Source organism: Candidatus Accumulibacter sp. ACC003, assembly GCF_907163085.1.
GTDB lineage: Bacteria > Pseudomonadota > Gammaproteobacteria > Burkholderiales > Rhodocyclaceae > Accumulibacter.
On the sequence record NZ_CAJQTX010000002.1, the window covers coordinates 301,181 to 326,936 of the forward strand.

Below are 25,756 nucleotides of genomic sequence, written 5' to 3' on the forward strand. Positions count from 1 at the left end.
CAGGCGAGCAGCGAGCCGCCCGGCATTCGGCGTGCCCGGCGAGAGCGGCCAGCAACGATCGACCAGCATTGAAACTTTCTCCTTATTTGGCTAGTCTTAGCGCCGTATTCGCAATTCCATCAACAGGAGGAAACACCATGCAACCCCAGTTTCAGATGACAGGCCAGGCCAGCCGTGAAGTATCGCTGCAGCAGAACAAGGTCCTGCGCAATACCTTCATGTTGCTCGCATTGACCATGGTGCCCACCATACTCGGCGCGCTGGCCGGCGTTCAGATGCAGTTTTCGTTCATGGCCGGCAGCCCGATGATGTCCTTCGTGCTCTTCCTCGGCATCGCCTTCGGCTTCATGTGGGGTATTGAGCGCACCAAGAACAGCGGCATGGGAGTCGTGCTGCTGCTCGGCTTCACCTTCTTCATGGGCCTGATGCTGTCGCGTATCCTGCAGGTGGCGCTTGGCTTCAGCAACGGCGCTTCGCTGATCGCCATGGCGGCAGGTGGCACCGGCGTCATTTTCTTCTCGCTGGCGACCGTGGCGACGGTGACCAAGAAGGACTTCAGCTTCCTCGGCAAGTTTCTGTTCGTCGGCATGATCGTCGTTCTGTTGGCGGCCGTGGCCAATATCTTCTTCCAGATCCCGGCCTTGTCGGTGACCATCTCGGCGGTCGCGGTGATGGTCTTCTCGGCGTACATCCTGTACGACATCAGCCGCATCGTGAACGGCGGCGAGGACAACTACATCTCGGCAACGCTGGCTGTCTATCTCGACATTTACAACGTCTTCGTCAGCCTGCTCAACCTGCTGATGATCTTCAGCGGCGAACGCGACTGATCGCTCAGCGACCTTGTACAGGGCGGCTGCGGCCGCCCTTTTTCTTGCCAGCGCCTCGGGCCGCCGCGGCTCAGCGCAGCAGCAAACCGACGGCGACCTTGCGCCCTTCAGCCATCAGAACGTTGTAGGTGCGGCACGCGGCTGGCAAGTCCATCACTTCCAGCCCCTTCTGCGCACGCACCAGTGGTCGCAGCAAGTCGGGACGCGGAAAGCGCAGCAGATTACCGGTGCCGAGCAGAACGATTTCGGCATCGAGCGAAGCCAGCAGTTCGAAGTCGTCTACCGCCAGAGTTGCGAAGCTGGCCAGCGTCCAGTCGGTAATCAGGCGCTCGGGGAGAACCGCCAGATTACAGTTGTGACGGATCCCGTTCACGCTGACATAGCCATCACCGTAGGCGGTAAAGGTGTTCAGGCCGTCGGCTTTTTCGAGTTGCAGTTTCATGAAAATTGCGGTGCACAAAACCTTAAAGTACGATTATAGCTTTTTTGTCGATCGCCTCCAGGGATCGGGCAGCGTCCAGTCGCTACCTTGCCCCGACTTCCGACCGATGAGTCGTCAACAGCGCAGCCCTTAGCCGAGCCTGGACCATGAGAGAGTTTCCCCGCATTCAACGTTTGCCACCCTACGTCTTCAGCGTCACGGCGCAGCTGAAGATGGCCGCCCGCCGGCGCGGTGAAGACATCATCGACATGAGCATGGGCAACCCGGACGGGCCGACGCCGCAGCACATCACCGACAAGCTGGTCGAAGCGGCGCTGCGCGAGAACACGCACGGCTATTCGGTCTCGCAAGGTATTCCACGCCTGCGCAAGGCGATTTGCGACTGGTACCAGCGGCGCTACGACGTCAGCCTCGACCCGGAAAGCGAAGCGGTGGTGACCATCGGCTCGAAGGAAGGCATCGCGCATCTGATGCTGGCCACCGTCGACCGCGGCGATACCGTGCTGGTGCCCAACCCGTCGTACCCGATTCACATCTATGGGGCGATCATCGCCGGCGCCGACATTCGCTCGGTGCCGATGACGCCGGATGTCGATTTTTTCGAAGAACTGCAACGCGCAGTCATCGAGACGACGCCGAAACCGAAGATGATGATCCTTGGTTTCCCGAGCAATCCGACCGCCCGCTGCGTAGACCTCGAATTTTTCGAGCGCGTCGTCGCGCTGGCCAGAGAGCACGACATCCTGGTGGTCCATGACCTGGCCTACGCCGACATCGTCTTTGACGGCTATCAGGCACCGTCGATCCTGCAGGTCGCCGGCGCGCGCGAGGTGGCGGTCGAGTTCTTCACGATGTCCAAGAGCTATAACATGGCCGGCTGGCGGGTTGGCTACATGGTCGGCAACGAGGAGTTGTGCCGGGCGCTGGTGCGCATCAAGAGCTATCACGATTACGGCACCTTCACGCCGATCCAGGTGGCGTCGGTGATCGCCCTCGAAGGTCCGCAGCAGTGCGTCGAAGACGTGCGCCAGACCTATCAGAAGCGCCGCAACGTGCTCGCCAAGGGGCTGCACGAAGCGGGCTGGATGGTCGAAGTGCCGAAGGCGTCGATGTACATCTGGGCCAGGATCCCCGAGTTCTACAGGCACCTGGGGTCGATGGAGTTCGCCAAGAAACTCTTGATCGAAGCCAAGGTCGCCGCCTCGCCCGGCGTCGGTTTCGGCGAGTTCGGCGACGATCACGTGCGCTTCGCGCTGATCGAAAACGAGGAACGCACGCGGCAGGCGGTGCGCGGCATCCGCGACATGTTCAGAAAAGACGGCCTACTGCCTACCGGCAGCGGCCGCGAAAGAGCCACCCCATGAAAACGATTCGCAAGTCGAACAAGCTCGACAACGTCTGCTATGACATCCGCGGCCCGGTCCTCGAACAGGCCAGGAAGATGGAGGACGAAGGCCACCACATCATCAAGCTGAACATCGGCAACCTCGCCGCTTTCGGCTTCGATTCGCCGGAGGAAATCCAGCTCGACATGATCCGTAACCTGCCCAGCGCGGCCGGCTACTCTGATGCCAAGGGTATTTTCTCGGCACGCAAGGCGGTCATGCACTACACCCAGCAGAAGCACATCAAGGGCGTCACGCTGGAAGACATCTACATCGGCAACGGCGTCTCCGAGCTGATCGTGATGGCCATGAACGCCTTGCTCAACGCCGGCGACGAAGTCCTCGTGCCGACGCCGGACTACCCGCTATGGACCGCCGCGGTCAGCCTGTCCAGCGGCACGCCGCGCCACTATCTGTGCAACGAAGCGAACGACTGGTTGCCCGACCTCAAGGATCTGCGTGCCAAGATCACGCCGCGGACGCGCGCGCTGGTGGTGATCAATCCCAACAACCCGACCGGTGCGCTCTATCCGGAACACGTGCTGCTCGAAATCGTCGACATCGCCCGCCAGCACGGCCTGATCATCTACGCCGACGAGGTGTACGACAAAGTGCTCTACGACGGCGCCACGCATACGGCGATCGCCTCGCTATCGACCGACGTGCCGACCGTCAGCTTCAACGGCCTGTCGAAGAACTACCGCTCCTGCGGCTATCGCGCCGGCTGGATGGTCGTTTCCGGCGACCTGCGGGCAGCGCGCGACTACATCGAAGGCCTCGACATGCTGGCCTCGATGCGCCTGTGTTCGAACGTCCCTGGACAGCACGCCATCCAGACCGCGCTCGGCGGCTATCAGAGTATCGACGATCTGGTCGCGCCGACTGGCCGCATGTGCCGCCAGCGCGATCTCGCGCACGAGCTGATCACCGCCATACCCGGCGTCAGCTGCGTCAAGCCGAAAGCAGCGCTGTACATGTTCCCCCGCCTCGACCCAAAGCTCTATCCGATCAGGGACGACCAGAAATTCATCGCCGAACTGCTGCAGGAAGAACGCGTGCTGCTGGTCCAGGGCAGCGGCTTCAACTGGCCGCATGCCGATCACTTCCGCCTGGTCTTCCTGCCGCACGAAGACGATCTGCGCGACGCCATCGCGCGTATCGCGCGTTTCCTGGAAGCCTATCGCCAGCGCGCGGCCGGTGCCGGCGCCGGCCACGACTCAGCGCAGCCAGCAGACCGGCTGCTCGTCTCTTGATCCTCAATCCTCAACCTCTACTTCTGGCCGCTCTATGAAACCTATCAACGTTGGACTTCTTGGCATCGGCACCGTCGGTGGCGGTACGTACTCGGTACTCAAGCGCAATGCCGAAGAAATCGCGCGCCGTGCCGGCCGTCCCATTCGGGTCAGCGTCGTTGCCGACCGCAACCTTGAACGGACGCGACAGCTGACCGACGGCGGCTGCCGGGTCAGCGACGACGCCTTCGCCGTGGTCGCTGACCCGGAAGTCGACATCGTCGTCGAATTGATCGGCGGTGAGGACGTCGCCAAGCAGCTGGTGCTGCAGGCGATCGCCAACGGCAAGCACGTCGTCACGGCCAACAAGGCCTTGCTCGCCAAACACGGCAACGAAATCTTTGCCGCCGCCCAGGCAAAAGGCGTGATGGTTGCTTTCGAGGCGGCCGTCGCCGGCGGTATCCCGATCATCAAGGCGCTACGCGAAGGCTTGACCGCCAACCGCATCGAATGGATCGCCGGCATCATCAACGGCACGACCAACTTCATCCTCTCGGAAATGCGCGACAAGGGCCTGCCTTTCGAAGCCGTCCTCAAGGATGCCCAGCGTTTGGGCTACGCCGAGGCCGACCCGACTTTCGACGTCGAGGGAGTGGACGCCGCGCACAAGCTGAGCATCATGTCGGCGATCGCCTTCGGCAACTCGATGAGCTTCGAGCACGCGCACATCGAAGGAATCAGCACGCTCGACGCCGCCGACATCCGCTACGCCGAGCAACTCGGCTACCGGATCAAGCTGCTGGGGATCACCAAGAGAACCGCCGAAGGTGTCGAACTGCGCGTCCATCCGACGCTGATCCCGAGCAAACGACTGATCGCCAACGTCGAGGGTGCGATGAACGCCGTCCTGGTCAAGGGCGACGCCGTCGGCGCGACGCTTTACTACGGCAAGGGCGCCGGCGCCGAACCGACCGCCTCGGCGGTGATCGCCGATCTGGTCGACGTGACGCGCATGCACACCGCCGACCCCGAACACCGCGTTCCGCACCTCGCCTTCCAGCCCGATGCGATGGTCGACCTGGCGATTCTGCCGATGTCCGACGTCGTCACCAGCTACTACCTGCGCTTGCGCGTCGAAGACCGGACCGGCGTCCTGGCCGACGTCACGCGCATTCTCGCCGACCACGACATCTCGATCGACGCGATGATCCAGCGCGAGCCCGGCGATGACGAGCAGCAGACCGACATCATCATGCTCACCCACCAGACGCGCGAGAGAAACGTCGACGCGGCAATCGTCAGCATCGAAGCACTGACCGCGGTCCAGGGCAAGATCATCCGGCTGCGTCTGGAGCAGCTGCTGTAAGGCTTTCGCCGTCGTCGGCGGCGCCCGCTGGCGGCACCGGCTCAACGGGCGACACGTCTGCCGCCGGGCGCGCCGCCAGTTCGCGCAGGCTGATGCGGCCGACCGACTCGGCCAAGGCCTGCTGCAGGCGTTCGACGACGTCGTCGACAGCCGCCGACGGCGGCAGCCAGGCGGGTGAAAAGAAGCGTTCCTCGCCGGCCTTGCGAACGGCCTCCAGGATCTGCATCACGGAGATCTGCGTCGGGTCGCGCCCGGGCAGGTAAAGCGGCGGGTCGTCGCTGCTCTGGAGCAGCAGTTTCTGCTTTTCCAACGGCTCGAAGACGGTCTGCAGAACGTGACTCGGCATGCGCAGCCGGCGAACGAATTCGCTCAGCGAGGGCGTGCGCTCGCCAGCGACGAAGCGGTCTGCAACCAGCGCCATGGTCGCCAGCGCCAGCCGTTCGCGCATGCGGTTGCTCAGTCGCCGGTCGCCGGCGCCGAGGTAGAGGTATTCCGGATGCTGGGCGTAGAAGGCGACACTGGCGCCGAAGAGCAGGATCAGCCAGCTCAGGTATAGCCAGATCATGAAAAGAATCAGGATCGCCAGGCTCGAATAGATCGCCGCGTACTGGTTCGACGTCGCCACGAAGGTCGCAAATCCCCAACCGGCGGTTTGCCAGGCGACGCCGCCCGCGGTGCCGCCGACCAGCGCCGGCAGCAGACGCACGCGCGCATTGGGGATGAACATGTAAACAAAGGTGAAGGCGGCAATCACCAGCAGATAAGGCGTCAATCGGCTGATCGTATGCACCAGCTGGCCGAGCATCTCGATCGCCAGCAGGCCGCGCACGGCCTCGATATTCATCACCGTGGCGGTGATTCCCAGCGCCGCGAAAACCAGTATCGGACCGACCATGAGGACGCTCAGGTAGCGGCTGAAACGATCGGCAAGCGGCCGGTGACGTTGAATGTGCCAGATGTAGTTCAGCGACTCCTCGATTTTCTGCATCAAGGAAATCGCCGTGTAGAGCAGCAGTGCCAGGCCGAGCGCACCAAGCACGCCGACGTTCATGTTCTGGATGAAAGCGACGATGTTCGACGCAATTTCCTCACCTTCCTTGCCGAGCGGCTCCAGGAACTTCAGCAGCATCGGCTGAATCTGGTTATGCACGCCGAATGCCTTGAGAACCGAAAAGCTCAGCGCCAGCAGCGGCACGATCGACAACAGCGTCGTATAGACCAGACTCATGGCGCGCAGCGTCAGCTGCCCATCCAGCACGTCGCGGACCAGTAGCGAGAGCGTGCGCACGACCCGCAGGCCGCGCGTCTGCCATAAGGACAAGCTCGCGCCGTGTCCGCCCCAGACGATATTTTCCAGGCGACCGAGCAAATCGCCATCGCTAAGCGGCTTCACTTGGCGACCTCAAGTTCGAGCTGTAAGGTCACTGCCTTGTCGTCCGCGGCGCTCGCCGGACGCGCTTTACCGAGCCGCACACGCTTGCCGTCCAGCGCATCGCTGCCGGTCATTTCGGCGACGATCGCCGCGCTGCGCTGGCCGGCGAGTTGCGCCAGCTCCTCGTCGGAAACCGGCTGCTCCTTGATCAAGCGATCGAGCAGGTTCTGATAGAACGCCGGCGGCGGGCCCGTGGGTGATTTCGCCGCTGCCGGCCCGCCGGCCGGCGCGGCGGCAAGCGCCCGCTGCTTCACCAGCGCCAGAACTTCGGGGGCGTAGCGCGCGCTGAACAGCGCCTCGATGGCCACCTGTGCGCGCGGGTTGGCGGCGTCGATCGGACCCGGATCGTCGCCGGGCGTCAAATCGAGCCCCATGCGAGCGACGATGTCGGTGCGCACGGTGAGCGATTTCAGCGCCGGAGTATCTGCTTCGGCCGAGTACGCCGGCGGCACCAGCAGCGTCAGCGTCGTCCGTTCCTTCATCGCCTTGGCGACGGCGGCGAGTTTCTCGCGCTCGGGCGGCGCCAGCACAGCGCGACCGGGTTCGAAGTCGATGCTGTCGAGCTGGCTATCGCTGCCGGCACCGAAGAGCGCGCCAAGCGCCCGGAACGGCGCCGTGATGATGCCGCCAATGAGGTTGCCGAAGGCCTTGCCGATCACCGCACCGTAGGCGAATTTGGGGTCATTGAGGTCGCCGCTGACCGGCAGGCCGATGTCGATGACGCCCTGCGAATCACTCAGGATGGCGATCGCCAGGTCGAGCGGCAGGTCGGCTGCGCCGGGGCTATCGACCTTCTCGCCAAGTTTCACGTGCTTGAGGACGATCTTGTTCTCGCCACGCAGCTTGCTGTCCTTGACCTTGTACTGCAGATCAAGCGCCAGTTGTCCGCTCTTGATTGCGCGGCCGGCAAACTTGACGCCGTACGGCGACAGCGAGCTCATCGTCAGGTTGCGGAAAGTCATCTCGATGTCGGTCAGCTTGGCGGGGCGCAGAACGCTGATCTGGCCGCGGATCTTCGCCGAACCGTACTTGTCGACACGCGCGTCGAGCTGCACTTTGGCGCTGCGCGTCGGATCGGTCCCGAGACCGGTGATCACCCCCTGCAGTTCATGCATACGCGTGCCGAACTGTGGTCGCAGACTGAGGTCGGCAAACTCGAGAACGCCCTTGGAAATGCGCATGCGGGCGATGCTGACCGGGAACGGATCATCGACCGTCGCGCCCGCGTCGTCTGCTGTGGCGGCGCCGGCAACGCCGTCCTCGCTGGCCGGCTCGCCGGCGCTGGCGGCGGCTGCGCCGTCCTTGGGCTTTTTCAGGACATCGGTCAGATTCACCGACTGATCCTCGGCAATGATCAAGCGCCCGGCCGGCGCCACCAGCCGTAGCTCGCCGATGTCCAGGCGGTTCGGCTCGACGGTCAGCAGCACGTCGTCGGACGCCATGCTGTCCCAGGTGACGAACGGCCGCTCGGGTTCGATCTCGTCGATGCGCAGTTTATCGACCGCGAAACCGCCTTTGTAAACCAGCTTGGCGTCGGCGGCGGGGTCGCCGTAGCGCAGACGGCCAGCGATCGACAGCGTCCCCGAGGCCAGATTCAGTTCGGCAAACTCCGACAGGTAGGGCTGCACCGGCGCCAGCGCGATCGCCGCCAGTTTGATCTGCAGGTCCGAGCTGCCATTGTCGGCGCGAACGCTGCCCTGGGCGTCGATTTCGCCGCCACTGGCGACCCTGGCCGCGAGCTCGATGTGCATCGGCGTGCTGACGCCCGTTTCGAAACCGGCGATGCGCGCGCGAATCGCCTCCAGACCGACCGCCAGCGGCGGGCCGCCACTGTGATCTTCGAAAGCGAGCGCAAAGTTGTCGACGGCGACCGACTTGACGGCCAACCGCCAGGCCGCTGCCGCCGCCTTTGCGTCGGCGTCGGCGTCGGCGTCGGCGTCGGGCGCGGCGGCAGCCGCCGCGGCCGCCGCGCCACGAGTCACGACCATGCCGTTGAAGCGGCCCTCGGCGTCAAGCCAGGCCCGCACCTTGCCATCGGCCAGAACGACCTCGTCGACGGTGAATACCCGATCCTGCAGGCGCAACACGCCGCCCGATATTTTCGCCTGCGCGGCGCGGAGCATTTCAGTCGCCGCGTCATCAGGGCTGTGAAAAACCGCATCCGACAGCGCCACGCTGAGGCCATCGCCGCGGATATCGAGCGGACCGTCGGGCAGCGCGACCAGTAACGAGCTGGCGCCAAGCTTTGCCGTCGCGATGCGCGCGACTTCCGACGACGCGCCGAGAGCAACGGCGCCGAGCGCCTGCAACTTCAGCGCCACATCATCGAAGCGCAGGTTCAAGCCCGAGGCCGACGATCGACCGAGCGTGGCGGCGACGGCACGCACCTTGAGAGCGGCGTCCTGCCAGCCAAGGCGATCGGCGCCCTGATGCGCGGCCAGGCCGGCTATCGAAACCTGCGCGGCAGCCGCGGCGATCCGCATCGCCGCATCGCTCTGCGCCAGCGACAGCTTCTCGCTGGCGATCGAGAGCTTAGCCAGATTGACGCCATCGGCCCCGCTCAACGCCTTGAGCGCGTCAAAGCGCGTTTGTGGTTGGTCGATGGCGAGGTCGAAACCAGTAGCAGCGATGAGCATGGTGACCTTCTCACCGGCGATCGCGACCTTGCGCAGATCGACGCTGCCGGCCCCGCTCAGCGCCTTCAGCGCGTCAAAGCTCGTTTGTGGTTTGTCGATACCAAGCTCGAAACCACTGGCGGCGATGAGCATGGCGATCTTCTCGGCGGCGATCACCCCCTCTGGAACGACCAGCGTGTCCTTACCGCTCTTGAGCCGCGTGTCGCTAAGCGACAATTTTGGCAGCCCCAGCTCGACGCGTGTCCCGGCCGCCGCCAGCTCAATCGACGGTGCAGCCTCGAAAGCAAGCGCGGCGACGTCGATGGCCAGCGCCTGCGCCGGGTCCGCGTAGGCGAACTCGACCTCCGAGATCTCGGCGCTGTCGATGACCACTCGCCACGCTCCTGGCACGGCCGCCGCCCCTCCGGGTATCGCCGCAATCGCTGGGCCGTCGGCAGCGCCGGCCGCCGTTTTTGCAGCAGCGAGTGCAACCGTTTGCCGCTCGGTAGTCGCCATTACCGGCGCTTTTGCCGCCGCCTCTGCAGCCACGGTTGCCGGCGCCTGCTCGGCAGGCGCCGTCGCGGTGGCACGCAGCAGTTTTTCCCAGTTGAGCTTGCCGTCGTCGTCGAAAGCGACGGCGACCCGGCCCTTCGCCAGGCGGATAGTGGGCAGAGTTGCTGCGCGTGCAGCGAGGTCGACGCGTCCCTGCTTCAATGACAGCGTCTCCAGCGCCAGCAGCGGCGACGCCGCTCCGGCAGCGCTGAGCGACAAGCCGGCGATGTCGAAATCGAGTTCCTGCACGACACCGGCGAGCGTGCCGCCGGCATCGACGGCGAGGTCGAAGCGGCCGGCAAGATCGACCTTCCCGGCCGGCGAGTCGATCGCCAGAAGACGCGCCAGACTCCTGGCCACGGTCCTCAGCTGCAGACCGCTTAGCGTCAGCTGCCCCTTCGTGGCGATCGGATTGAGCGCCAGTTCGCCGCTCGTTTCGACCGTCTCGTCGCCGGCGGTTCGTGCCGACAGACGGTAGCTGGCGGCGTGCTCGGGCAAGCTCGAGAGATCGTCGATGTCGACCAAGAGCGGCTCGATGCGCGCCACCAGCGGCTCGTCGAGCAGCTGGTCGGAGAAGTCGAGGCGGCCATCGCTCAGCGCGACGCGCCGCACGATGAAGCGCGGCAAGCCAGCGTCGTCCTGATCGGGTTCACTTTTCGGCAGGCGTTCGAGTAGCGACGCGAAGTTGTTCCGGCCATCCTTGTCGAGCGCAAAGTGCACCACCGGCGCCTCGAGGCGCACTTCGGCGAAGGTCCACGCGCGATCGATGATACTGCGCAGTTCGAAATCGATAAGCAGCCGCTTGAAGCCCAGCAGCGGCTGGCCAGCGGGGTCCGAGAGCGCGAGGTCGTCGACTTCGAACCTGAACGACAGCGGGTTGAAGCGCACGGCGCCGACGCTGATCGCGTGCCCGAGCTGCGCGGGCACCTGTTTCTCGACCTGCCACTTGACAATCGCCGGCAGCGCGAAGAAGCCGCCGAGTACATACAGCGCGCACAGAGCGACGCCGATGATCAGCGGTTTTCTGAAAAAGAGGCTTCGCAAGCGGTTGAGCATGGTCAAAGCTTTCACGGCATGAACGACGATGGCAGCGCCGCGGTAATAAGGGCGGCCTGAGCCGCGCAGCGGACGGCAACGACGGATCGATTCGCCACTGGCGCCACTCGTTGCGCCGGGCGGGATAGCCCGTTCCGACAACTGGGCCTCGACGCTTGTTCCGAAAACCCGGCGGCCAGTCTTGACGAGCAGCGCTTGTCCAGTCCTGCGGAGTTCATGATAACGCGTTACGGCGTCGCTGGAAAAATGCGCATCGCACGCCGCTGGCTCTGGCTGTCCCGCGATCAGTGAAGAGCGACGGCCAGCCGGCACGACAGCAGCGCCGAGCACCGGCCAAGGCTACAATGCGCCTTTGTGGCCCTCGCCAGCGCCGTCGCTGCGCCTCATCGCGCTAGCGCAGCGGCCGTGGGCCGCCCGCCCGCAATCGTCCTTTGAAAGCCCGTCCTCATGCGCCCACCTCCTCTCGCCGGCCTTCGCGTTCTCGACCTCACGCGGCTATTGCCGGGGCCTCTGGCAACCATGCACCTCGCCGACCTGGGTGCCGACGTGATCAAGATCGAGGACCCCGGCGGCGGTGACTACGCGCGCAGCGCCGGCGCCGTCCACGGTGGCGTCAGCTACTTCGAGATGGTCAATCGCAACAAGCGCAGCCTGATACTGGACCTCAAGCAGGCGGCCGGCGTCGCGGCCTTCATGCGCCTCGCCGCTGCGGCAGACGTCATCGTCGAGGGTTTTCGCCCGGGCGTCGTGGACAAGCTCGGCGTCGGCTATGCGGCGGTCGAGGCGACCAATGCCTGCGTCGTCTACTGCGCGATCACCGGCTATGGCCAGGACGGACCGTACCGCGACCGCGCCGGTCACGACCTCAACTACCTCGGCTACAGCGGCCTGCTCGACCAGATCGGCGTCGCTGGCGGTGCGCCGGCAATCCCCAACTTCCAGATCGGCGACATCCTCGGGGGCTCCTTGAACGCGCTCGTCGGACTGCTCGCCGCGGTCGTCGAGGCGCGCAGCAGCGGCCGTGGCCGCTACGTCGACGTGGCGATGACCGACGGCGTTTTCGCGCACACGCTGTTCCCGCTGCTGACGGTACTCGGCCTCGGTCAGTCGCTGCCGCGCGGTGAAGACCTGCTGTCGGGCGGCATGCCCAGCTACGGCGTCTATGCGACCGGCGACGGCCGCCACTTGGCGGTCAGCGCGATGGAGCCCAAATTCTGGCAGACGCTGTGCGCGACGCTCGAGCGCCCCGACCTCAGCGCCTTCGCTTTCGCCACCGGCAGCGAGGGACAAGGCATCCGCCGCGAGCTGGAGGCGATCTTCAGCTCGCGCACTTTCGCCGAATGGACGAGCATTTTTGAACACGTGGACTGCTGCGTGACGCCGGTGCTGCGTTTTGAGGAGAGTCTGGAGAACGAGCAGTTACGCGCCCGCGGCATGATCGTCGAGGTCGCTGGCGTCAAGCAGTTCGCACCGCCGTTCAAGATCAGCGACCGGCCTTTCACGGCGCCGCGCGCCGCACCGGCCGCTGGCGAGCACAGCGACGAGATCCTTGGCGAGGCCGGTTTCAGCGGTGCCGAGATCGCCACGCTGCGCGCGCAACGAGTCATCTGAAACGCCGCAGCGGCGCCCGATAGCGTGCAAGGCATCCTGCTCCTGCTACCCGACTTCGGGCTGATCGTTCTCGGCTGGGCGCTTTACCGGCTGGTCGATTTTGGCGAGCACTTCTGGAGCGGGCTGGAAAAACTGGTGTACTTCGTGCTCTTCCCGGCGCTGTTGTTCAAGGCCCTGGCCAGCACCCGCATCGACTTCGTTACTGCCGCGCCGCTGTTCGCCAGCGGCGCGGCGGCGCTCGCCTGCGGCGCCGTCCTCGGCCTGCTCGCCAAGCCACTGTTCGGGTCGAACAAAGCGGCCTTCGCGTCGCGCTTCCAGTGCGCCTTCCGCTTCAATTCATACATCGGCCTGGCGGTCATCGGCAAACTGCACGGCGCCGCAGGAATTGCGACGATGGGCATCCTGATCGGCGCGATGGTGCCGCTGGCCAACATCGCCTCGGTGTGGATGCTGGCCCGCCACGGCAATCTCGGCGTGCTCCGAGAAATGGCCCGCAACCCGCTCTTGCTGGCGACTCTGGCCGGCTTTCTGTTCAGTAGTAGCGGCCTGACGCTGCCCGCCGCCGTCGCCGCGTCGCTGGGCCGGCTCAGCGACGCGGCGGTCGCCCTCGGGTTGCTGGCCGTCGGTGCGGCGCTCAAGCTGCGCGGCAGCTCGGGCTCACACGGCGCTTCGTGTTACCTGTTGGCGGTGAAACTGCTGGCGGTGCCGGCGACCGCCCTTTTTGCCGCGTCCAGCCTCGGCCTGAGCGGCGTCTATTTCGATACGGTGATCGTTTTCGGCGCGCTGCCGACGGCCACCTCGGCGTACATCCTGGCCGTGCGCATGGCTGGCGATGGCCCGGGAGTCGCCTGGCTGGTCTCGGCCAACACCGTCGTGGCGATGTTCACGCTGCCGGTCTGGCTGACGATCGCCTTGCGTTACTGAACCGCCGCAGGCCGCGAGTGCCGGGCCGGCAGCGCCTGGCCAGCCGCTTCGATGGCCCGGATAACGATGACGCCGACCGAAATATTGTCGCTGCCATCACGCTCGCGGGCGAGCTCGATCAGGCGCTGGCACGCTGCCTCGGGTTCCAGAGAGCCGACTATTTCGGCGATATCGGCAGGCTCGACAGATCCGTACAAGCCGTCCGAACAGAGGACGAAAGTGTCGCCGATGGCCGGCGCGTCGCAGCGCTGGACGGCGACGCGCAAGCCACAGACCGTTCCAAGCGAGCGCAGGAGCATGTTGCGCAGCGGGTGGCGACGGGCCTCCTCGGCGCCGATCAGCCCGTCCTTGAGCATCTGCTCGACCAGGGTGTGGTCGTCGGTCAGCTGGCTGCAACGCCCCTGCGCGCAACGGTAGAGACGGCTGTCACCGACGTGCGCAAAGAATGCCCGCGTCGGCAGCAGAACCAATGCGGTCGCCGTCGTCCCCATCCCGGCCAGCGCCGGATCGGCCTGGCCGGCGCGATAGATGTCGCGGTTCGCCTGCAGTACCGCCAGCTCGATGGCGCGCAAGGGATCCTGATCGGCCGGCGTCGCGAAATAGCTGCGGCAAATCGTCTCGATCGCCAGCGCACTCGCCACTTCGCCACCCAGGTGGCCACCCATGCCGTCGGCGACGACCGCCAGGACGCCCAGCCGCTGCTGCAGATCGGCGTCGTCCGGGCAAACGAAGGCGACCGCGTCCTCGTTGCTCTCGCGCTGGCAGCCAATGTCGCTGGCCATGCACGCCTGGACCGTGAACTCCGCCGCTGACGTGCTCATCGCTCGCCGCCGACCGCAGCCGGCATCTGGTGCTGCGCCTGGGGTATTGAAACCGCGCCGACAATCACTGGCAACTCCTTTTCGAAGATAGCGCTCATTGTGCCATCAGCGGCGCCGATCGCCGCTCAGCAGCAATCGACGACTGCCGAGCGCCGACGATCGCCGGCCGACCGTTCCGAAATTTCGGAATAGGCGAGGCGAACGGTTCTGCAATTCCGCCAAAGATGTCAGAATCGTTTCCAGCTGTTTCAGGCCAGTCGCCAGGAGGCCGACGCCTGGCGGCGTATCTTCTGGTGGCGCTGGCGATGGCACGGTGCTTGCTTAACATTCAGGGACCGCCAATGGGTCGATAAATTAAAACTTTATATGGAGACTGCTGATGAAAGCTTTTGTTCGCAAGTGCGCGTTCGGCGCCCTGTTTGCATTGCTCACCGCCGCGGCGTCGGCGACGACCTTCGTCAATGTCCTGACCGGCGGTACCAGCGGCGTCTATTACCCGCTGGGGGTGACCTTGTCGCAAATCTACGGCGAAATCATTCCCGACTCGAAAGTACAGGTGCAGTCCACCAAGGCGTCGGCCGAGAACCTCAACCTGTTGCAGGCGGGTCGCGGCGAAATCGGCTTCACGCTGGCCGATGCGGCGTCAGACGCCTGGAAGGGCGACGCCGATGCCGGCTTCAGCAAGCCCCTCGACAAGCTGCGCGCGGTCGCCTCGATCTATCCCAACTACATCCAGATCGTCGCCCTGGCCGACGCCAACATCAAGACGCTGGCGGATCTCAAGGGCAAGCGCATTTCGGTCGGCGCGCCGCGTTCGGGTACCGAGATCAACGCGCGCGCGATCCTCAAGGCCGCCGGGCTGTCGTACAGCGATTTCGCCAAGGTCGAGTACCTGCCGTTCGGCGAGTCCGTTGAACTGATGAAGAACCGACAGATCGACGTCACCCTGCAGTCGGCTGGTCTCGGTGTGGCCGCCTTGCGCGACCTCTCGGCGGCGGTCAAAGTTAACTTCGTACCGATTCCGGCCGACGTCGTCGCCAAGGTCGGCGACGCGGCGTACCGCGCGGCGACGATTCCGGCCAATACCTACGACGGCCAGAGCGCCGCGGTAGCCACCGCAGCGATTAACAATCTGCTGGTGACCAACGCCAAGGTGTCCACCGACGAGGTCTATCAGATGACCAAGGGCCTCTACGAGAACCTGCCGCGACTGATCAGCGCGCACTCGGCCGCGCGTCAGATCAAGCTCGAAGACGCCACCAGCGGCCTGCCGATTCCGCTGCACCCGGGTGCCGAGAAGTATTATCGCGAACGTGGCCTGATCAAGTAAGCGCGCCCTTCCGTAGGTCCTGCCGGTGCGTCCCTCGGGCCGCCCGGCAATGCGCTTGCCAGCTGGATTTTCCCGCCGACGTCCTGTCCCGGAGTTCGCCATGACCAGTTCCGTTTCCGCGTCGTCCGCCGAAGGTGGTGGCGGTATCCCGCGCCTCGTTTTCTATGTCGCGATCGTGTTTTCCGTGTTCCAGCTGGTGACCTCGGCGTTCAGCCCACTGTCGAGCACCGTCGTACGAGCCGTGCACGTCGGCTTCCTGCTGTTGCTGACCTTCCTCATCCACCCCTGGCGTGGCGGTGCGTACGCCGGCACCAGCGTGCTCGGCAAGGCCGTCGGCTTCGGCGCTTTCGTCCTGGCCAGCTATCACTGGGTCTTCGAAGCCGAGCTGGTGCAGCGCGCCGGCGAGATGACCGACGCCGACATGTTCGTCGGCATCGTCACCCTGGTCCTGGTCTTCGAAGCGGCGCGACGGATCATGGGCTTTGCGCTACCGCTGATCTGCCTGTGCTTTCTCGGCTACGCGATGTTCGGCGAATATTTTCCGGGCGTCCTGCAGCATCGCGGCTATGGATTCGACCAGATCGTCGGCCAGCTCGCCTTCGGTGCCGAAGGCATCTACGGCACGCCGATCTATGTGTCTTCGAGCTACATCTTCCTGTTCATTCTTTTCGGTGCCTTCCTCGAGCAGGCCGGCATGATTCAGCTGTTCACCGATTTTGCGCTCGGCACGGTCGGTCACACCAAGGGCGGTCCAGCCAAGGTTGCGGTGGTGTCGTCGGGACTGATGGGGACGATCAACGGCTCCGGTGTCGCCAACGTCGTGACCACCGGCCAGTTCACGATCCCGCTGATGAAGAAATTCGGCTACCGCGCCGACTTTGCCGGCGCGGTCGAGGCCACCAGTTCGATGGGCGGCCAGATCATGCCGCCAGTGATGGGCGCCGTGGCCTTCATCATGGCCGAGACGATCAACGTGCCCTACGTCGACATCGCCAAAGCGGCGGCGATCCCGGCGATGCTCTACTTCTTCACGGTCGTCTGGATGGTGCACCTCGAAGCCGGCCGTGCCGGCCTGTTCGGGATGCCCAAGGAGCAATGCCCCGACCCCTGGGTGGCACTGCGCAAGCGCTGGTACCTGCTGCTGCCTCTGATCAGCCTGGTCTATCTGCTGTTTGCCGGCTTCACGCCGATGTTCTCGGGGATGGTCGGGCTGGCGCTGACGGTAGTCCTGATCTTCGGCGCCTCGTTCAGCCGCGGCTTGAACGGCACCGCGCTGCGGATGCTGTTCTGGATTGCCCTGGGGCTGGCGTGTTCGGCGTTTGTGTCGCTGGGCATCATCGCGGTGATCGCCGTGATCGCCACGCTGGCGGTCCTGCTGGCGCCACGCCAGGATGGCCGCGCGACGCTCCGCCTGGCGGTGCAGGCGCTCGCCGACGGTGCGCTACACGCCTTGCCGGTGGGCGTGGCGTGTGCGCTGGTCGGGGTGATCATCGGCTCGCTGACGCTGACCGGTGGCGCGACGACCTTCGCCGGCTACATCATCCAGGTCGGCGAAAGCAGCCTGTTCATGTCGCTGCTGCTGACCATGCTGACCTGCCTGATTCTCGGCATGGGAATCCCGACGATTCCCAACTACATCATCACCAGTTCGATCGCCGCGCCAGCGCTGCTCGACCTCGGCGTGCCGCTGATCGTTTCGCACATGTTCGTCTTCTATTTCGGGATCATGGCCGACCTGACGCCGCCGGTGGCGCTCGCCGCTTTCGCCGCGGCGCCGATCGCCCAGGAGTCCGGCCTGAAGATCGGCGTCCGCGCCGTGCAGATCGCCATCGCCGGCTTCGTCGTCCCGTACATGGCGGTCTATGCGCCGGAACTGATGCTGCAGGGCGACAAAGGCCTCATGGCGACCGCTTACGTGGTGTTCAAGGCCTTGCTGGCGGTGACCCTCTGGGGAACGGCAGTGGTCGGCTACTTCCATACGCCGATGAACCTCGTCGAACGCGTGCTGGCCTTCGCCGCCGCGTCGCTGCTGGTGGTTGCACTGCCGATCAGCGACGAGGCGGGTTTTGCTCTCGCGGCAGCCGTCCTCGGCTGGCACGTGTGGCGTTCGCGCCGCCTGGCGCCGCTGCGCAGCTGATGGCGCTCTGCCTGGCGACGGCAGTGGCCAGCGTGCTGCTGGCCAGCAACGCCTTTACTCTGGCGTGGACGCATTCGATCGAAAAGATCCGCTGGGAGGAAGACTGGATCGTGCATGGCAAGGAGCTACTGCTCGAGTCGGTACGGGTACGCGGGCACGGCGCCGGCATGGAACCGCCGGCCGGCGCGGTGCTGCGCAACGGCGTCTGGCAATGGCATCCGCGCAGCACGCACAGCGTCTTGCGGCTGACGCGCTCGCCCTACACCGCCGACTATGACTGGTGCGCCGATGGCGGCACCTGCGTGTCGCTGGCGACGCTGCTGCCGTCCGATGGCGGCGTCACCGAGGTCCGCGCCTGCAGCGACGCGCCGCCGCCCGGCCAGCACGGCGATTGACACCATGCCGGGGCCAGGCAAAGCGCGCCAGCGCAAGCTTCGCAAGGTCCTGGCGGCGTTCGCGCTGGCGCTGCCGCTGCTCTTTGCGACCTACCACTACCGCTTTCACGCCGGCGTCGACGAACTCTCGACGCACGCCAGCCAGCGCCTGGCGCTGGCGTCGGCCAGCCTGAATGCCGAGCTGCAGCGCTTCGCCAGCCTGCCGGCGGTGCTCGCCGAGCATCCGGCGCTCCGCAAGTTGCTCGCCGACCCCGGCAAGCCGACGCGCATCGCCGAGGTCAACGACCTGCTCGAACGGATGCGGCAGCGCAGCGACGCGGCGATGCTGTACCTGATGGACCCGACCGGCAAGACCCTGGCGGCCAGCAACTGGCGTGGCGCCGACAGTTTCGTCGGTCAGAACTACGGCTTCCGACCGTACTTTCGCGTCGCCCTGGCGGGCGGCAGCGGGATGTTCTTCGGCGTCGGGGTGACGACGCGCGTGCCCGGTTTTTTTATTGCCCACCCGGTTCTCGACGACGGCCGGGTCGTCGGCGTGCTGGCCGTCAAGGTCGAACTCGACGTGCTCGAAAGCACCTGGGCCGAGAGCGGCGAGTCGCTGATGGTCGTCGACCAGCACGGCGTCGTCGCGCTGTCGTCCAACGCGGCCTGGAACTTCGCCACCCTGACGCTCCTGACGGCCGAGTCACGACGGCAGTTGCAGGAAACCCGCCAGTATTTCACCGAAAGGCTCGCGCCACTGCCGCTGCAGTGGCTGGACGAGCAGCGCGTGGCGCTCGACGGACGCCAATTCGTCGTTCAGCAGCGGCAGCTGCAGTGGATCGACTGGCGCATGCTGATCCTCGCCGATACCGCGCCGGCGGCGGCCGCCGCACGTTCGCTGACGCTGGCCGTCGGGCTCGGCTTGTGCGTCGTGGTCGTTGGTAGCCTGTACTGGCGGCAGCGCGCCCGCCGGCTGCGCGAGCGCTTGAGCGCGCAGAGCGTACTCGAGCGAACGGTCAGCGAACGCACCGCCGACCTGGCGGCCACCAACGACCGCCTGCAGCGCGAGATCGACGAGCGCGTCAGCGCCGAGCAGAAGTTGCGCGTTGCCCAACGCGCACTGATCGAAGCCAACCGACTGGCGGCGCTCGGCCAGATGGCCGCCGGTGTGGCGCATGAACTCAATCAGCCGCTGTCGGCGCTGCGTGGCTTTGCCGGCAACAGTCTGACTTTCATCGAACGTCGCCGCTTCGAACCGCTGCAGGATAATCTGCACCAGATCATCGAGCTGATCGAGCGCATGGCGCGCCTGACGGCGCAGCTGAAGGTTTTCGCGTCGCGCCAGAGTACCTCGCTGCGGCGTTCGCCAGCCGGCCGTGCGCCGGTACGGCCGACGATCGCCACGGTCGCCGGCTGGTTCGCCAGGCGGCTCGAAGACGCGGGAATCAGCCTGCGGGTGTCGGCAGAGCCGATCGAGTTTCCGCTCGAAGCGCAGGCACTCGAGCAGGTCTTGTCGAATCTTCTCGGCAACGCCGTCGATGCGCTTGCCGGCCGGGCCGACGCGGTCATCGAATTGCGGGCATCGCTCAGCAACGGCGAGCGGCGGCTGGAAGTCGCCGACAATGGCCCGGGAATCCCCGCCGAATTGCGCGAGCGGATCAGCCAGCCGTTCTTTTCAACGAAGCCGCTTGGCCAGGGTCTCGGGCTGGGCCTGCCGATCGTCAGCGATCTCGTCGAGGGTTCGGGCGGGCGCTTCGAAATCGCTGCCGGCGACGGCGGTGAAGGGAGCGGAACAGTGGTTCGCGCGCGCTGGCCGGCGAGCACCTTGCAGCCGGCGGCCGAGTCCGCCGTCGCAAACGAGACAATCGAGTGAAGGAAGCAGCGATGCGGGTCATTTACGTCGAGGACGACGACGCGGTACGCGCCGCCGGCTGCCAGACCTTTGCGCTGGCCGACCTGCCGGTGGACGATTTTGCGCGCGCCGAGCCGGCGCTGGCCCGGCTGACGGCCGCTCAGGCGGTGGTCCTGGTCACCGACGTTCGTTTACCGGGAATCGACGGCCTGGAGCTGCTGCGCCGCGTTGTCGCCGTCGACGCCGACCTGCCGGTGATTCTGGTCACCGGCCACGGCGACGTCTCGATGGCCGTCGACGCGATGCGCGCCGGCGCCTACGATTTCATCGAAAAGCCGTTCGCCCCCGAGCGACTCGTCGACGTCGTCCGCCGCGCCATCGAAAAGCGCCGCCTGGTGCTCGAGAACCGGGCCTTGAAAGCGCGCCTGGCGCAAAACTCCGGCGTCGCTGGCCTGCTCGGTAATAGCCCGGCGATGTGCCAGCTGCGCACCTTGATCGCCGAGCTGGGCGATACCGAAGTCGACGTATTGATCCACGGCGAAACCGGTACCGGCAAGGAACGCGTCGCCCGCGGTTTGCATCAGGCCGGGCGACGACGGAGTGGCCACTTCGTCGCCGTCAATTGCGCGGCGCTGCCGGAAGCGATCTTCGAGAGCGAGATGTTCGGCGTCGAGCCCGGCGCCTATACCGGCGCCACGCGCAGCCGCGCCGGCAAGATCGAACACGCCAGCGGCGGTACACTGTTCCTCGACGAGATCGAAGGCATGCCGCTCGGCCTGCAGGCCAAGTTGCTGCGCGTGCTGCAGGAGCGTGTCGTCGAGCGCCTGGGATCGAATCGCCTACTGCCGCTCGACTGCCGCGTCGTCGCGGCGACCAAGGTCGACCTCAAGGCGGCCAGCGAGGCCGGCCACTTTCGCGCCGATCTCTATTACCGCCTGAATGTCGTCACCTTGCTGGCGCCACCGCTACGCGAAAGGCGCGAGGATATCGAGCCGCTGTTCAAGGTTTTCTGTCTCGAGGCGGCCGACCGCTACGGCCGTGCGCTGCCGGCCATGCCAGTGGCCATCGCTGACTGGCTGATGGCGCAGGACTGGCCGGGTAATGTCCGCGAACTGCAGCACGCCGCCGAGCGCTTCGTGCTCGGCGTCTGGCGGCCGCATGCCCATTCGCCCGACGCTCCCGACAGCGGCTTGAGCATGCCACAACGCGTCGCGGCCTTTGAACTACTGCTGATCGAGAACGCCCTGCAAGAAACGCAAGGCGAGATCGCCGGCGCCGCGGCGACGCTCGGCATCCCGCGCAAGACGCTCTACGACAAGCTCGCCAAGCTCGAGGTCGACGTCACACGTTTTCGCGCCGCGCCGCCGCCAGCGCGCTGAGCAGCGGCCGCTGGCGATCGGCGAACGCCGGCGGCAATCGGCCAGCGCAGCGCCGCTGCGCGCCAGCTTGATCGGCGCACTCTAGTGTCTAATTGCATTATTAACCGGTAGTAACTATCATGCTTCTCCATTGCTTCGTGGTGGAGGAGATGTGGTGGGACGTGTGGCGGTGGCGCTGTCTTGCACAGCGGAGGTGAAGGAGGAATTGGAGCGTATGTCACGGAGTCGCAGTGGCGAGGTTCGCTTGGCCGAGCGAGCGAGAATCGTGCTGGGTTGTTTGGAGGGTCTGCGAAACGACGAGGTTGCCCGCGCAGTTGGCGTACGTGCGAACACGGTGGGGCTGTGGCGTCGGCGCTTTGCCGAGCATGGTTTGTCGGGCTTGCGTGATGCTGCGCGGCCGGGCAAGCCGGCGAAGTACGGGCAGGATCTGCGTGACCGCATTCTGGCGCAACTCGAACGGACACCGCCGGAAGGTATGGCAAGTTGGGATGGTGGTTCGCTGGCGAAGGCGCTGGAAGTATCGGACGATGCCGTGTGGCGCGTGTTGCGTCGGGAGGGCATCCAGCTGCAGCGGCATCGCTCCTGGTGCGTGAGCACGGACCCAGAGTTCGCCGCCAAAGCAGCGGATGTCATCGGGTTGTACCTTAACCCACCTGAAAACGCGCTGGTCCTGAGCGTCGACGAGAAACCCTCGATCCAGGCTCTGGAGCGTCGGCGCGGCTATGTCCAAACCAGTAGCGGAAAGGTGGTTCAGGGACTGAAAAGCACCTACAAACGCCATGGCACGGTCAACCTGTTCGCCGCCCTCGAAGTGGCCACCGGCGTCATTCGAGGCAAGACTACCCTAACCAAGAAGCGCGCTGATTTCCAGGCCTTCATGGAGGAGACCATCGCTGATGAACCCGTCGACCGTGAGATCCACGTCATCTTGGACAACCTCAACACGCACAAGAAAAACGACGAGTGGCTCGCCGCTCACCCCAACGTCACCTTTCACTTCACGCCCACCAGCGCCAGTTGGCTAAACCAAGTGGAGATTTGGTTCGGCATCTTCCAGCGCAAGACCCTGAGAAACGCCAGCTTCTCGAGCCTGGATCAACTCGTTGCCGCCATTCACAGCTTCACCGCGGCTTACAACCAGAACGCCGCCCCATTCGCCTGGCGAAAGCGAGAGGTCAAGGGCGCGCAGCTGCGGAATACTATCGTTAATCTATGCAATTAAACACTAGACGACGCCGGCTCGCCGCAGCGCGGCGATCCGGCTGTCGCTGTAGCCGAGGCTACGCAATACGGCGTCGCTATCCTCGCCGAGCGTCGGCGGCGCCTTGCGGTATTCGACCGGCGTCGCCGATAGCTGGATCGGATTGGCGACCTGTGGTGCCAAGCCGCCGCTGGCGTGCGGCATCGCGAGGCGCAGGCCGCGCGCCAGCACCTGCGGGTCGGCGAAGACGCCGGCCAGGTCGTTGATCGGACCACAGGGCACCGCCGCTTGCTCGAGCGCGGCGATCCATTCGGCGGTCGTCCGGAGAACGGTATTCTGCCGCAGCAGCGGGATCAACTGCTGGCGGTTCTTGACGCGCGCTGCGTTGCTCGCGAAACGCTCGTCGCTGGCCCATTCGGGATGCCCGGCAACGGCGCAGAAGCGCGCGAACTGGCCGTCGTTGCCGACCGCCAGGATCATGTCGCCGTCGGCGGTCGGAAAATCCTGATACGGGACGATGTTCGGGTGGGCGTTGCCCATCCGCCTGGGCGCGCTGCCGGAAACCAGATAATTCATCGCCTGGTTGGCCAGGCAGGCGACCTGCACGTCGAGCAGCGCCAGGTCGATGTGCTGGCCTTCGCCGCTGCGCCAACCCGCACGGTCACGATGCGCCAGCGCGGCGAGAATGGCGTTGCCGGCGTAGAGACCGGTGAGGATGTCGGTCAGGGCGACGCCGACCTTCTGCGGCCCGGCGCCGGGCTCGCCGTCGGGCGTGCCGCTCAGGCTCATCAGTCCACCCATGCCCTGGATCAGGAAGTCGTAGCCGGCGCGCGGCGCGTACGGTCCGCTGTGGCCAAAGCCGGTGATCGAGCAATAGACGAGTTGCCGATTGAGCGCGTGCAGGCTGGGGTAGTCGAGGCCGTAGCCGGCGAGGCCGCCGAGCTTGAAATTTTCGATCAGCACATCGGCGTCGCGCGCCAGTTGGCGAACGATTTCCTGTCCCTCGGGACGCGTGATGTCGACCGTCAGCGAGTACTTGTTACGGTTGGTGCACAAGAAATACGCCGCCTCGCGCGTCGGCTGGCCGTCGCCATCGGCCAGCCACGGCGGCCCCCAGCTACGCGTGTCGTCGCCGCAGCCAGGGCGCTCGACCTTGATCACCTCGGCGCCGAGGTCGGCCAGCAACTGGCTGGCCCACGGTCCGGCGAGGACGCGCGACAGGTCGAGCACGCGCAGGTGCGACAATGCGCCGCGCTGGCTCGCCGCGTCGGCCGGAAGCTCGGTCGGCGGATTCAGAAGGCGGCGATGCCGGTCTGCGCCCGGCCGAGGATCAGGGCGTGCACGTCGTGCGTCCCTTCGTAGGTGTTGACCACCTCGAGGTTGACCATATGGCGGATGACGCCGAACTCGTCCGAGATACCGTTGCCACCCAGCATGTCGCGTGCGCAGCGGGCAATGTCCAGCGACTTGCCGCAGGAGTTGCGCTTCATCATCGAGGTCATCTCGGGGGTCGCGCTGCCGTCGTCCTTCATCCGTCCGAGGCGCAGACAGCCTTGCAGCGCCAGCGTTATTTCGCTCTGCATGTCGGCCAGCTTCTTCTGGATCAGCTGATTGGCTGCCAGCGGACGACCGAACTGCTGGCGGTCTAGCGTGTATTGCCGCGCCGTGTGCCAACAGAACTCGGCAGCGCCGAGCGCGCCCCAGGAGATGCCGTAGCGCGCCGAATCGAGGCAGGTGAACGGCCCTTTGAGGCCGCGAACGTCCGGCAAGGCGTTCTCCTCGGGAACGAACACCTCGTCCATGACGATCTCGCCGGTGATCGACGTGCGCAAGCCGACCTTGCCGTGGATCGCCGGCGCCGACAGGCCGCTCATTCCCTTGTCGAGGATGAAGCCACGAATCGTACCGGCGTCGTCCTTGGCCCAGACGATGAAGACGTCGGCGATCGGTGAATTGGTGATCCACATCTTGCTGCCCGACAGTCGATAGCCGCCGTCGACCCGGCGCGCGCGGCTGATCATGCTGCCGGGATCGGAGCCGTGATTGGGCTCGGTCAGGCCGAAGCAGCCGATCAACTCGCCGCTCGCCAGTTGCGGTAGGTACCTGCGCTTCTGCTCCTCGGTGCCGAAGACGTAGATCGGCACCATCACCAGCGACGACTGCACGCTCATCATCGAGCGATAGCCCGAATCGACGCGCTCGACCTCGCGGGCGACCAGGCCATAACTGACGTAGTTGAGCCCGGCACCGCCATACTCGGGTGGAATCGTCGAACCGAGCAGGCCCATTTCGCCCATTTCGCGGAAAATCGCCGGGTCGGTCCGCTCGTGCCGAAACGAATCCTGGACGCGCGGCAGCAGGCTTCCCTGGCAGTAGTCGCGCGCCGCATCGCGCAACAGGCGCTCGTCCTCACTGAGCTGCGCCTCGAGCAGCAAGGGGTCGGCCCAATCAAATCTCGCTTTCGCTGTCTTGCTCATGCACGTCTCCCTGCTGGTTTTCGCCACCGAAGCGGAGATCCGCGGAAGGCGATCGGCGGCAGCAAGAGTCGAGTATCGTTTGCTGACGGCAATCAAGCAAGACCTTGCGGACGCCGACGGCGGCGTCGCCAGGCACGGATCAGGTACAGGCGCCACACGGCCCGCGTCAGTAGGTAACCCGACACCGCCAGACCGCAGGCCAGCGCCAGCAGGCCCAGCGCCAACGGCTTGGCAACCAGCAGCATCCACGCCTGCATGGCCTCGGTCCAGCCGACGAAGGCCGTCACCGAGAACTCCGGCGGCGCGATGAAGCCAGCGCCATCACCGCTCAACAGGCGGCCAAGCTGATAAGCGAGCAGGTACAGCGGCACAATCGTCAGCGGGTTGGTGTACAGTGTCACGAGCAAGGCCAGTGGCAGATTGACGCGGCAGATCAGCGCCGCGAGCGCCGCGCCGATCATTTGCAGCGGCCCGGGGATCAAGCCGCAAAACAGTCCGGCGGCAACCGCACCGGCGGCTGAATGGCGGTTGAGGTGCCATAAGCGCGGATGCAACAGCGACGACTGGAACGGACGCAAATACGCGTTGCGGCGAATCGTCTCCTGGTCGGGAAGGTATTTTGCAAGGTAGCGGCGCATGCGGGCGATTATCCTGGAAACTGCCGACGGCGAGGAGGAAAGCCGACGCGGCACGAGCGGTCGTGGCGCCTCGTCCACAGGCGTTCCGGCAACGGCTTC

The 25,756-nt window shown here is 65.5% G+C and carries 19 protein-coding genes; 12 read left to right on the forward strand and 7 right to left on the reverse strand.

Annotated features, from left to right (window positions below):
- Positions 1–137 precede the first annotated feature (137 nt).
- Complete coding sequence (locus QZ656_RS05115) at positions 138–830, forward strand: Bax inhibitor-1/YccA family protein (RefSeq protein WP_291992374.1); 693 nt, start codon at positions 138–140, stop codon at positions 828–830.
- 70 nt (positions 831–900) lie between these two features.
- Here the strand turns inward: QZ656_RS05115 and QZ656_RS05120 are convergent, their stop codons facing one another.
- Entirely contained in the window at positions 901–1,272 is a 372-nt protein-coding gene (locus tag QZ656_RS05120; RefSeq protein WP_291992375.1) for an Mth938-like domain-containing protein, read from the reverse strand.
- A gap of 146 nt (positions 1,273–1,418) precedes the next feature.
- Between QZ656_RS05120 and alaC the strand changes: the two genes are divergently transcribed.
- From alaC to QZ656_RS05135, 3 genes are read left to right on the forward strand one after another with little or no spacing between them, the layout of a single operon-like run.
- Entirely contained in the window at positions 1,419–2,636 is a 1,218-nt protein-coding gene (gene alaC / locus QZ656_RS05125; RefSeq protein WP_291992376.1) for an alanine transaminase, read from the forward strand.
- Entirely contained in the window at positions 2,633–3,910 is a 1,278-nt protein-coding gene (locus tag QZ656_RS05130) for a pyridoxal phosphate-dependent aminotransferase (RefSeq protein ID WP_291992377.1), read from the forward strand. The genes alaC and QZ656_RS05130 overlap by 4 nt, the downstream gene beginning before the upstream one ends.
- A 34-nt stretch (positions 3,911–3,944) precedes the next feature.
- Positions 3,945–5,255 carry a homoserine dehydrogenase gene (locus tag QZ656_RS05135; protein WP_291992378.1) on the forward strand — a complete coding sequence of 437 codons (1,311 nt, stop codon included), beginning with the start codon at positions 3,945–3,947 and terminating at the stop codon, positions 5,253–5,255.
- Here QZ656_RS05135 and QZ656_RS05140 read toward each other — a convergent pair.
- Positions 5,224–6,648 (reverse strand): YihY/virulence factor BrkB family protein, encoded by a 1,425-nt coding sequence (locus tag QZ656_RS05140; protein ID WP_291992379.1) that lies wholly within the window; start codon positions 6,646–6,648, stop codon positions 5,224–5,226. The two genes, QZ656_RS05135 and QZ656_RS05140, sit on opposite strands and share 32 nt — an antisense overlap.
- On the reverse strand, positions 6,645–10,925 hold the full coding sequence (locus tag QZ656_RS05145; RefSeq protein WP_291992380.1) for a DUF748 domain-containing protein: 4,281 nt from the start codon (positions 10,923–10,925) through the stop codon (positions 6,645–6,647). The genes QZ656_RS05140 and QZ656_RS05145 overlap by 4 nt, the downstream gene beginning before the upstream one ends.
- A 432-nt stretch (positions 10,926–11,357) precedes the next feature.
- On the opposite strand from QZ656_RS05145, the gene QZ656_RS05150 reads away from it, so the two are divergent.
- The gene (locus tag QZ656_RS05150) at positions 11,358–12,521 is read left to right on the forward strand and encodes a CaiB/BaiF CoA-transferase family protein (protein ID WP_291992381.1); all 1,164 of its coding nucleotides are present in this window, start codon (positions 11,358–11,360) and stop codon (positions 12,519–12,521) included.
- 24 nt (positions 12,522–12,545) lie between these two features.
- Positions 12,546–13,445, forward strand: coding sequence for an AEC family transporter (locus QZ656_RS05155; RefSeq protein WP_291992382.1), 900 nt, complete (start codon positions 12,546–12,548; stop codon positions 13,443–13,445).
- Here QZ656_RS05155 and QZ656_RS05160 read toward each other — a convergent pair.
- The gene (locus QZ656_RS05160) at positions 13,439–14,266 is read right to left on the reverse strand and encodes a PP2C family serine/threonine-protein phosphatase (RefSeq protein WP_291992383.1); all 828 of its coding nucleotides are present in this window, start codon (positions 14,264–14,266) and stop codon (positions 13,439–13,441) included. The two genes, QZ656_RS05155 and QZ656_RS05160, sit on opposite strands and share 7 nt — an antisense overlap.
- A 379-nt stretch (positions 14,267–14,645) precedes the next feature.
- On the opposite strand from QZ656_RS05160, the gene QZ656_RS05165 reads away from it, so the two are divergent.
- The 6 genes from QZ656_RS05165 (at position 14,646) to QZ656_RS05190 (ending at position 22,563) form a co-directional block, all read left to right on the forward strand.
- Positions 14,646–15,596, forward strand: coding sequence for a TAXI family TRAP transporter solute-binding subunit (locus tag QZ656_RS05165; RefSeq protein WP_291992384.1), 951 nt, complete (start codon positions 14,646–14,648; stop codon positions 15,594–15,596).
- Positions 15,597–15,696: 100 nt separating this feature from the next.
- Positions 15,697–17,733 carry a TRAP transporter permease gene (locus QZ656_RS05170; protein WP_291992385.1) on the forward strand — a complete coding sequence of 679 codons (2,037 nt, stop codon included), beginning with the start codon at positions 15,697–15,699 and terminating at the stop codon, positions 17,731–17,733.
- Positions 17,697–18,128: a DUF1850 domain-containing protein gene (locus tag QZ656_RS05175; protein ID WP_291992386.1), complete on the forward strand. Its 432-nt coding sequence runs from the start codon at positions 17,697–17,699 to the stop codon at positions 18,126–18,128. The genes QZ656_RS05170 and QZ656_RS05175 overlap by 37 nt, the downstream gene beginning before the upstream one ends.
- A 4-nt stretch (positions 18,129–18,132) precedes the next feature.
- A complete protein-coding gene (locus QZ656_RS05180) occupies positions 18,133–19,983 on the forward strand; it encodes an ATP-binding protein (RefSeq protein WP_291992387.1) in 1,851 nt (616 codons plus the stop codon).
- Positions 19,984–19,994: 11 nt separating this feature from the next.
- A complete protein-coding gene (locus QZ656_RS05185; RefSeq protein WP_291992388.1) occupies positions 19,995–21,341 on the forward strand; it encodes a sigma-54 dependent transcriptional regulator in 1,347 nt (448 codons plus the stop codon).
- Between the two features lie 154 nt (positions 21,342–21,495).
- Complete coding sequence (locus tag QZ656_RS05190; protein WP_291991544.1) at positions 21,496–22,563, forward strand: IS630 family transposase; 1,068 nt, start codon at positions 21,496–21,498, stop codon at positions 22,561–22,563.
- A gap of 3 nt (positions 22,564–22,566) precedes the next feature.
- Here QZ656_RS05190 and QZ656_RS05195 read toward each other — a convergent pair whose 3' ends face one another.
- The 3 genes from QZ656_RS05195 to QZ656_RS05205 form a co-directional block, all read right to left on the reverse strand.
- Positions 22,567–23,787, reverse strand: coding sequence for a CaiB/BaiF CoA-transferase family protein (locus QZ656_RS05195; RefSeq protein ID WP_366522104.1), 1,221 nt, complete (start codon positions 23,785–23,787; stop codon positions 22,567–22,569).
- Between the two features lie 47 nt (positions 23,788–23,834).
- A complete protein-coding gene (locus tag QZ656_RS05200; protein ID WP_291992389.1) occupies positions 23,835–25,019 on the reverse strand; it encodes an acyl-CoA dehydrogenase in 1,185 nt (394 codons plus the stop codon).
- A gap of 92 nt (positions 25,020–25,111) precedes the next feature.
- Complete coding sequence (locus QZ656_RS05205) at positions 25,112–25,657, reverse strand: DUF2062 domain-containing protein (RefSeq protein WP_291992390.1); 546 nt, start codon at positions 25,655–25,657, stop codon at positions 25,112–25,114.
- Positions 25,658–25,756 lie beyond the last annotated feature (99 nt).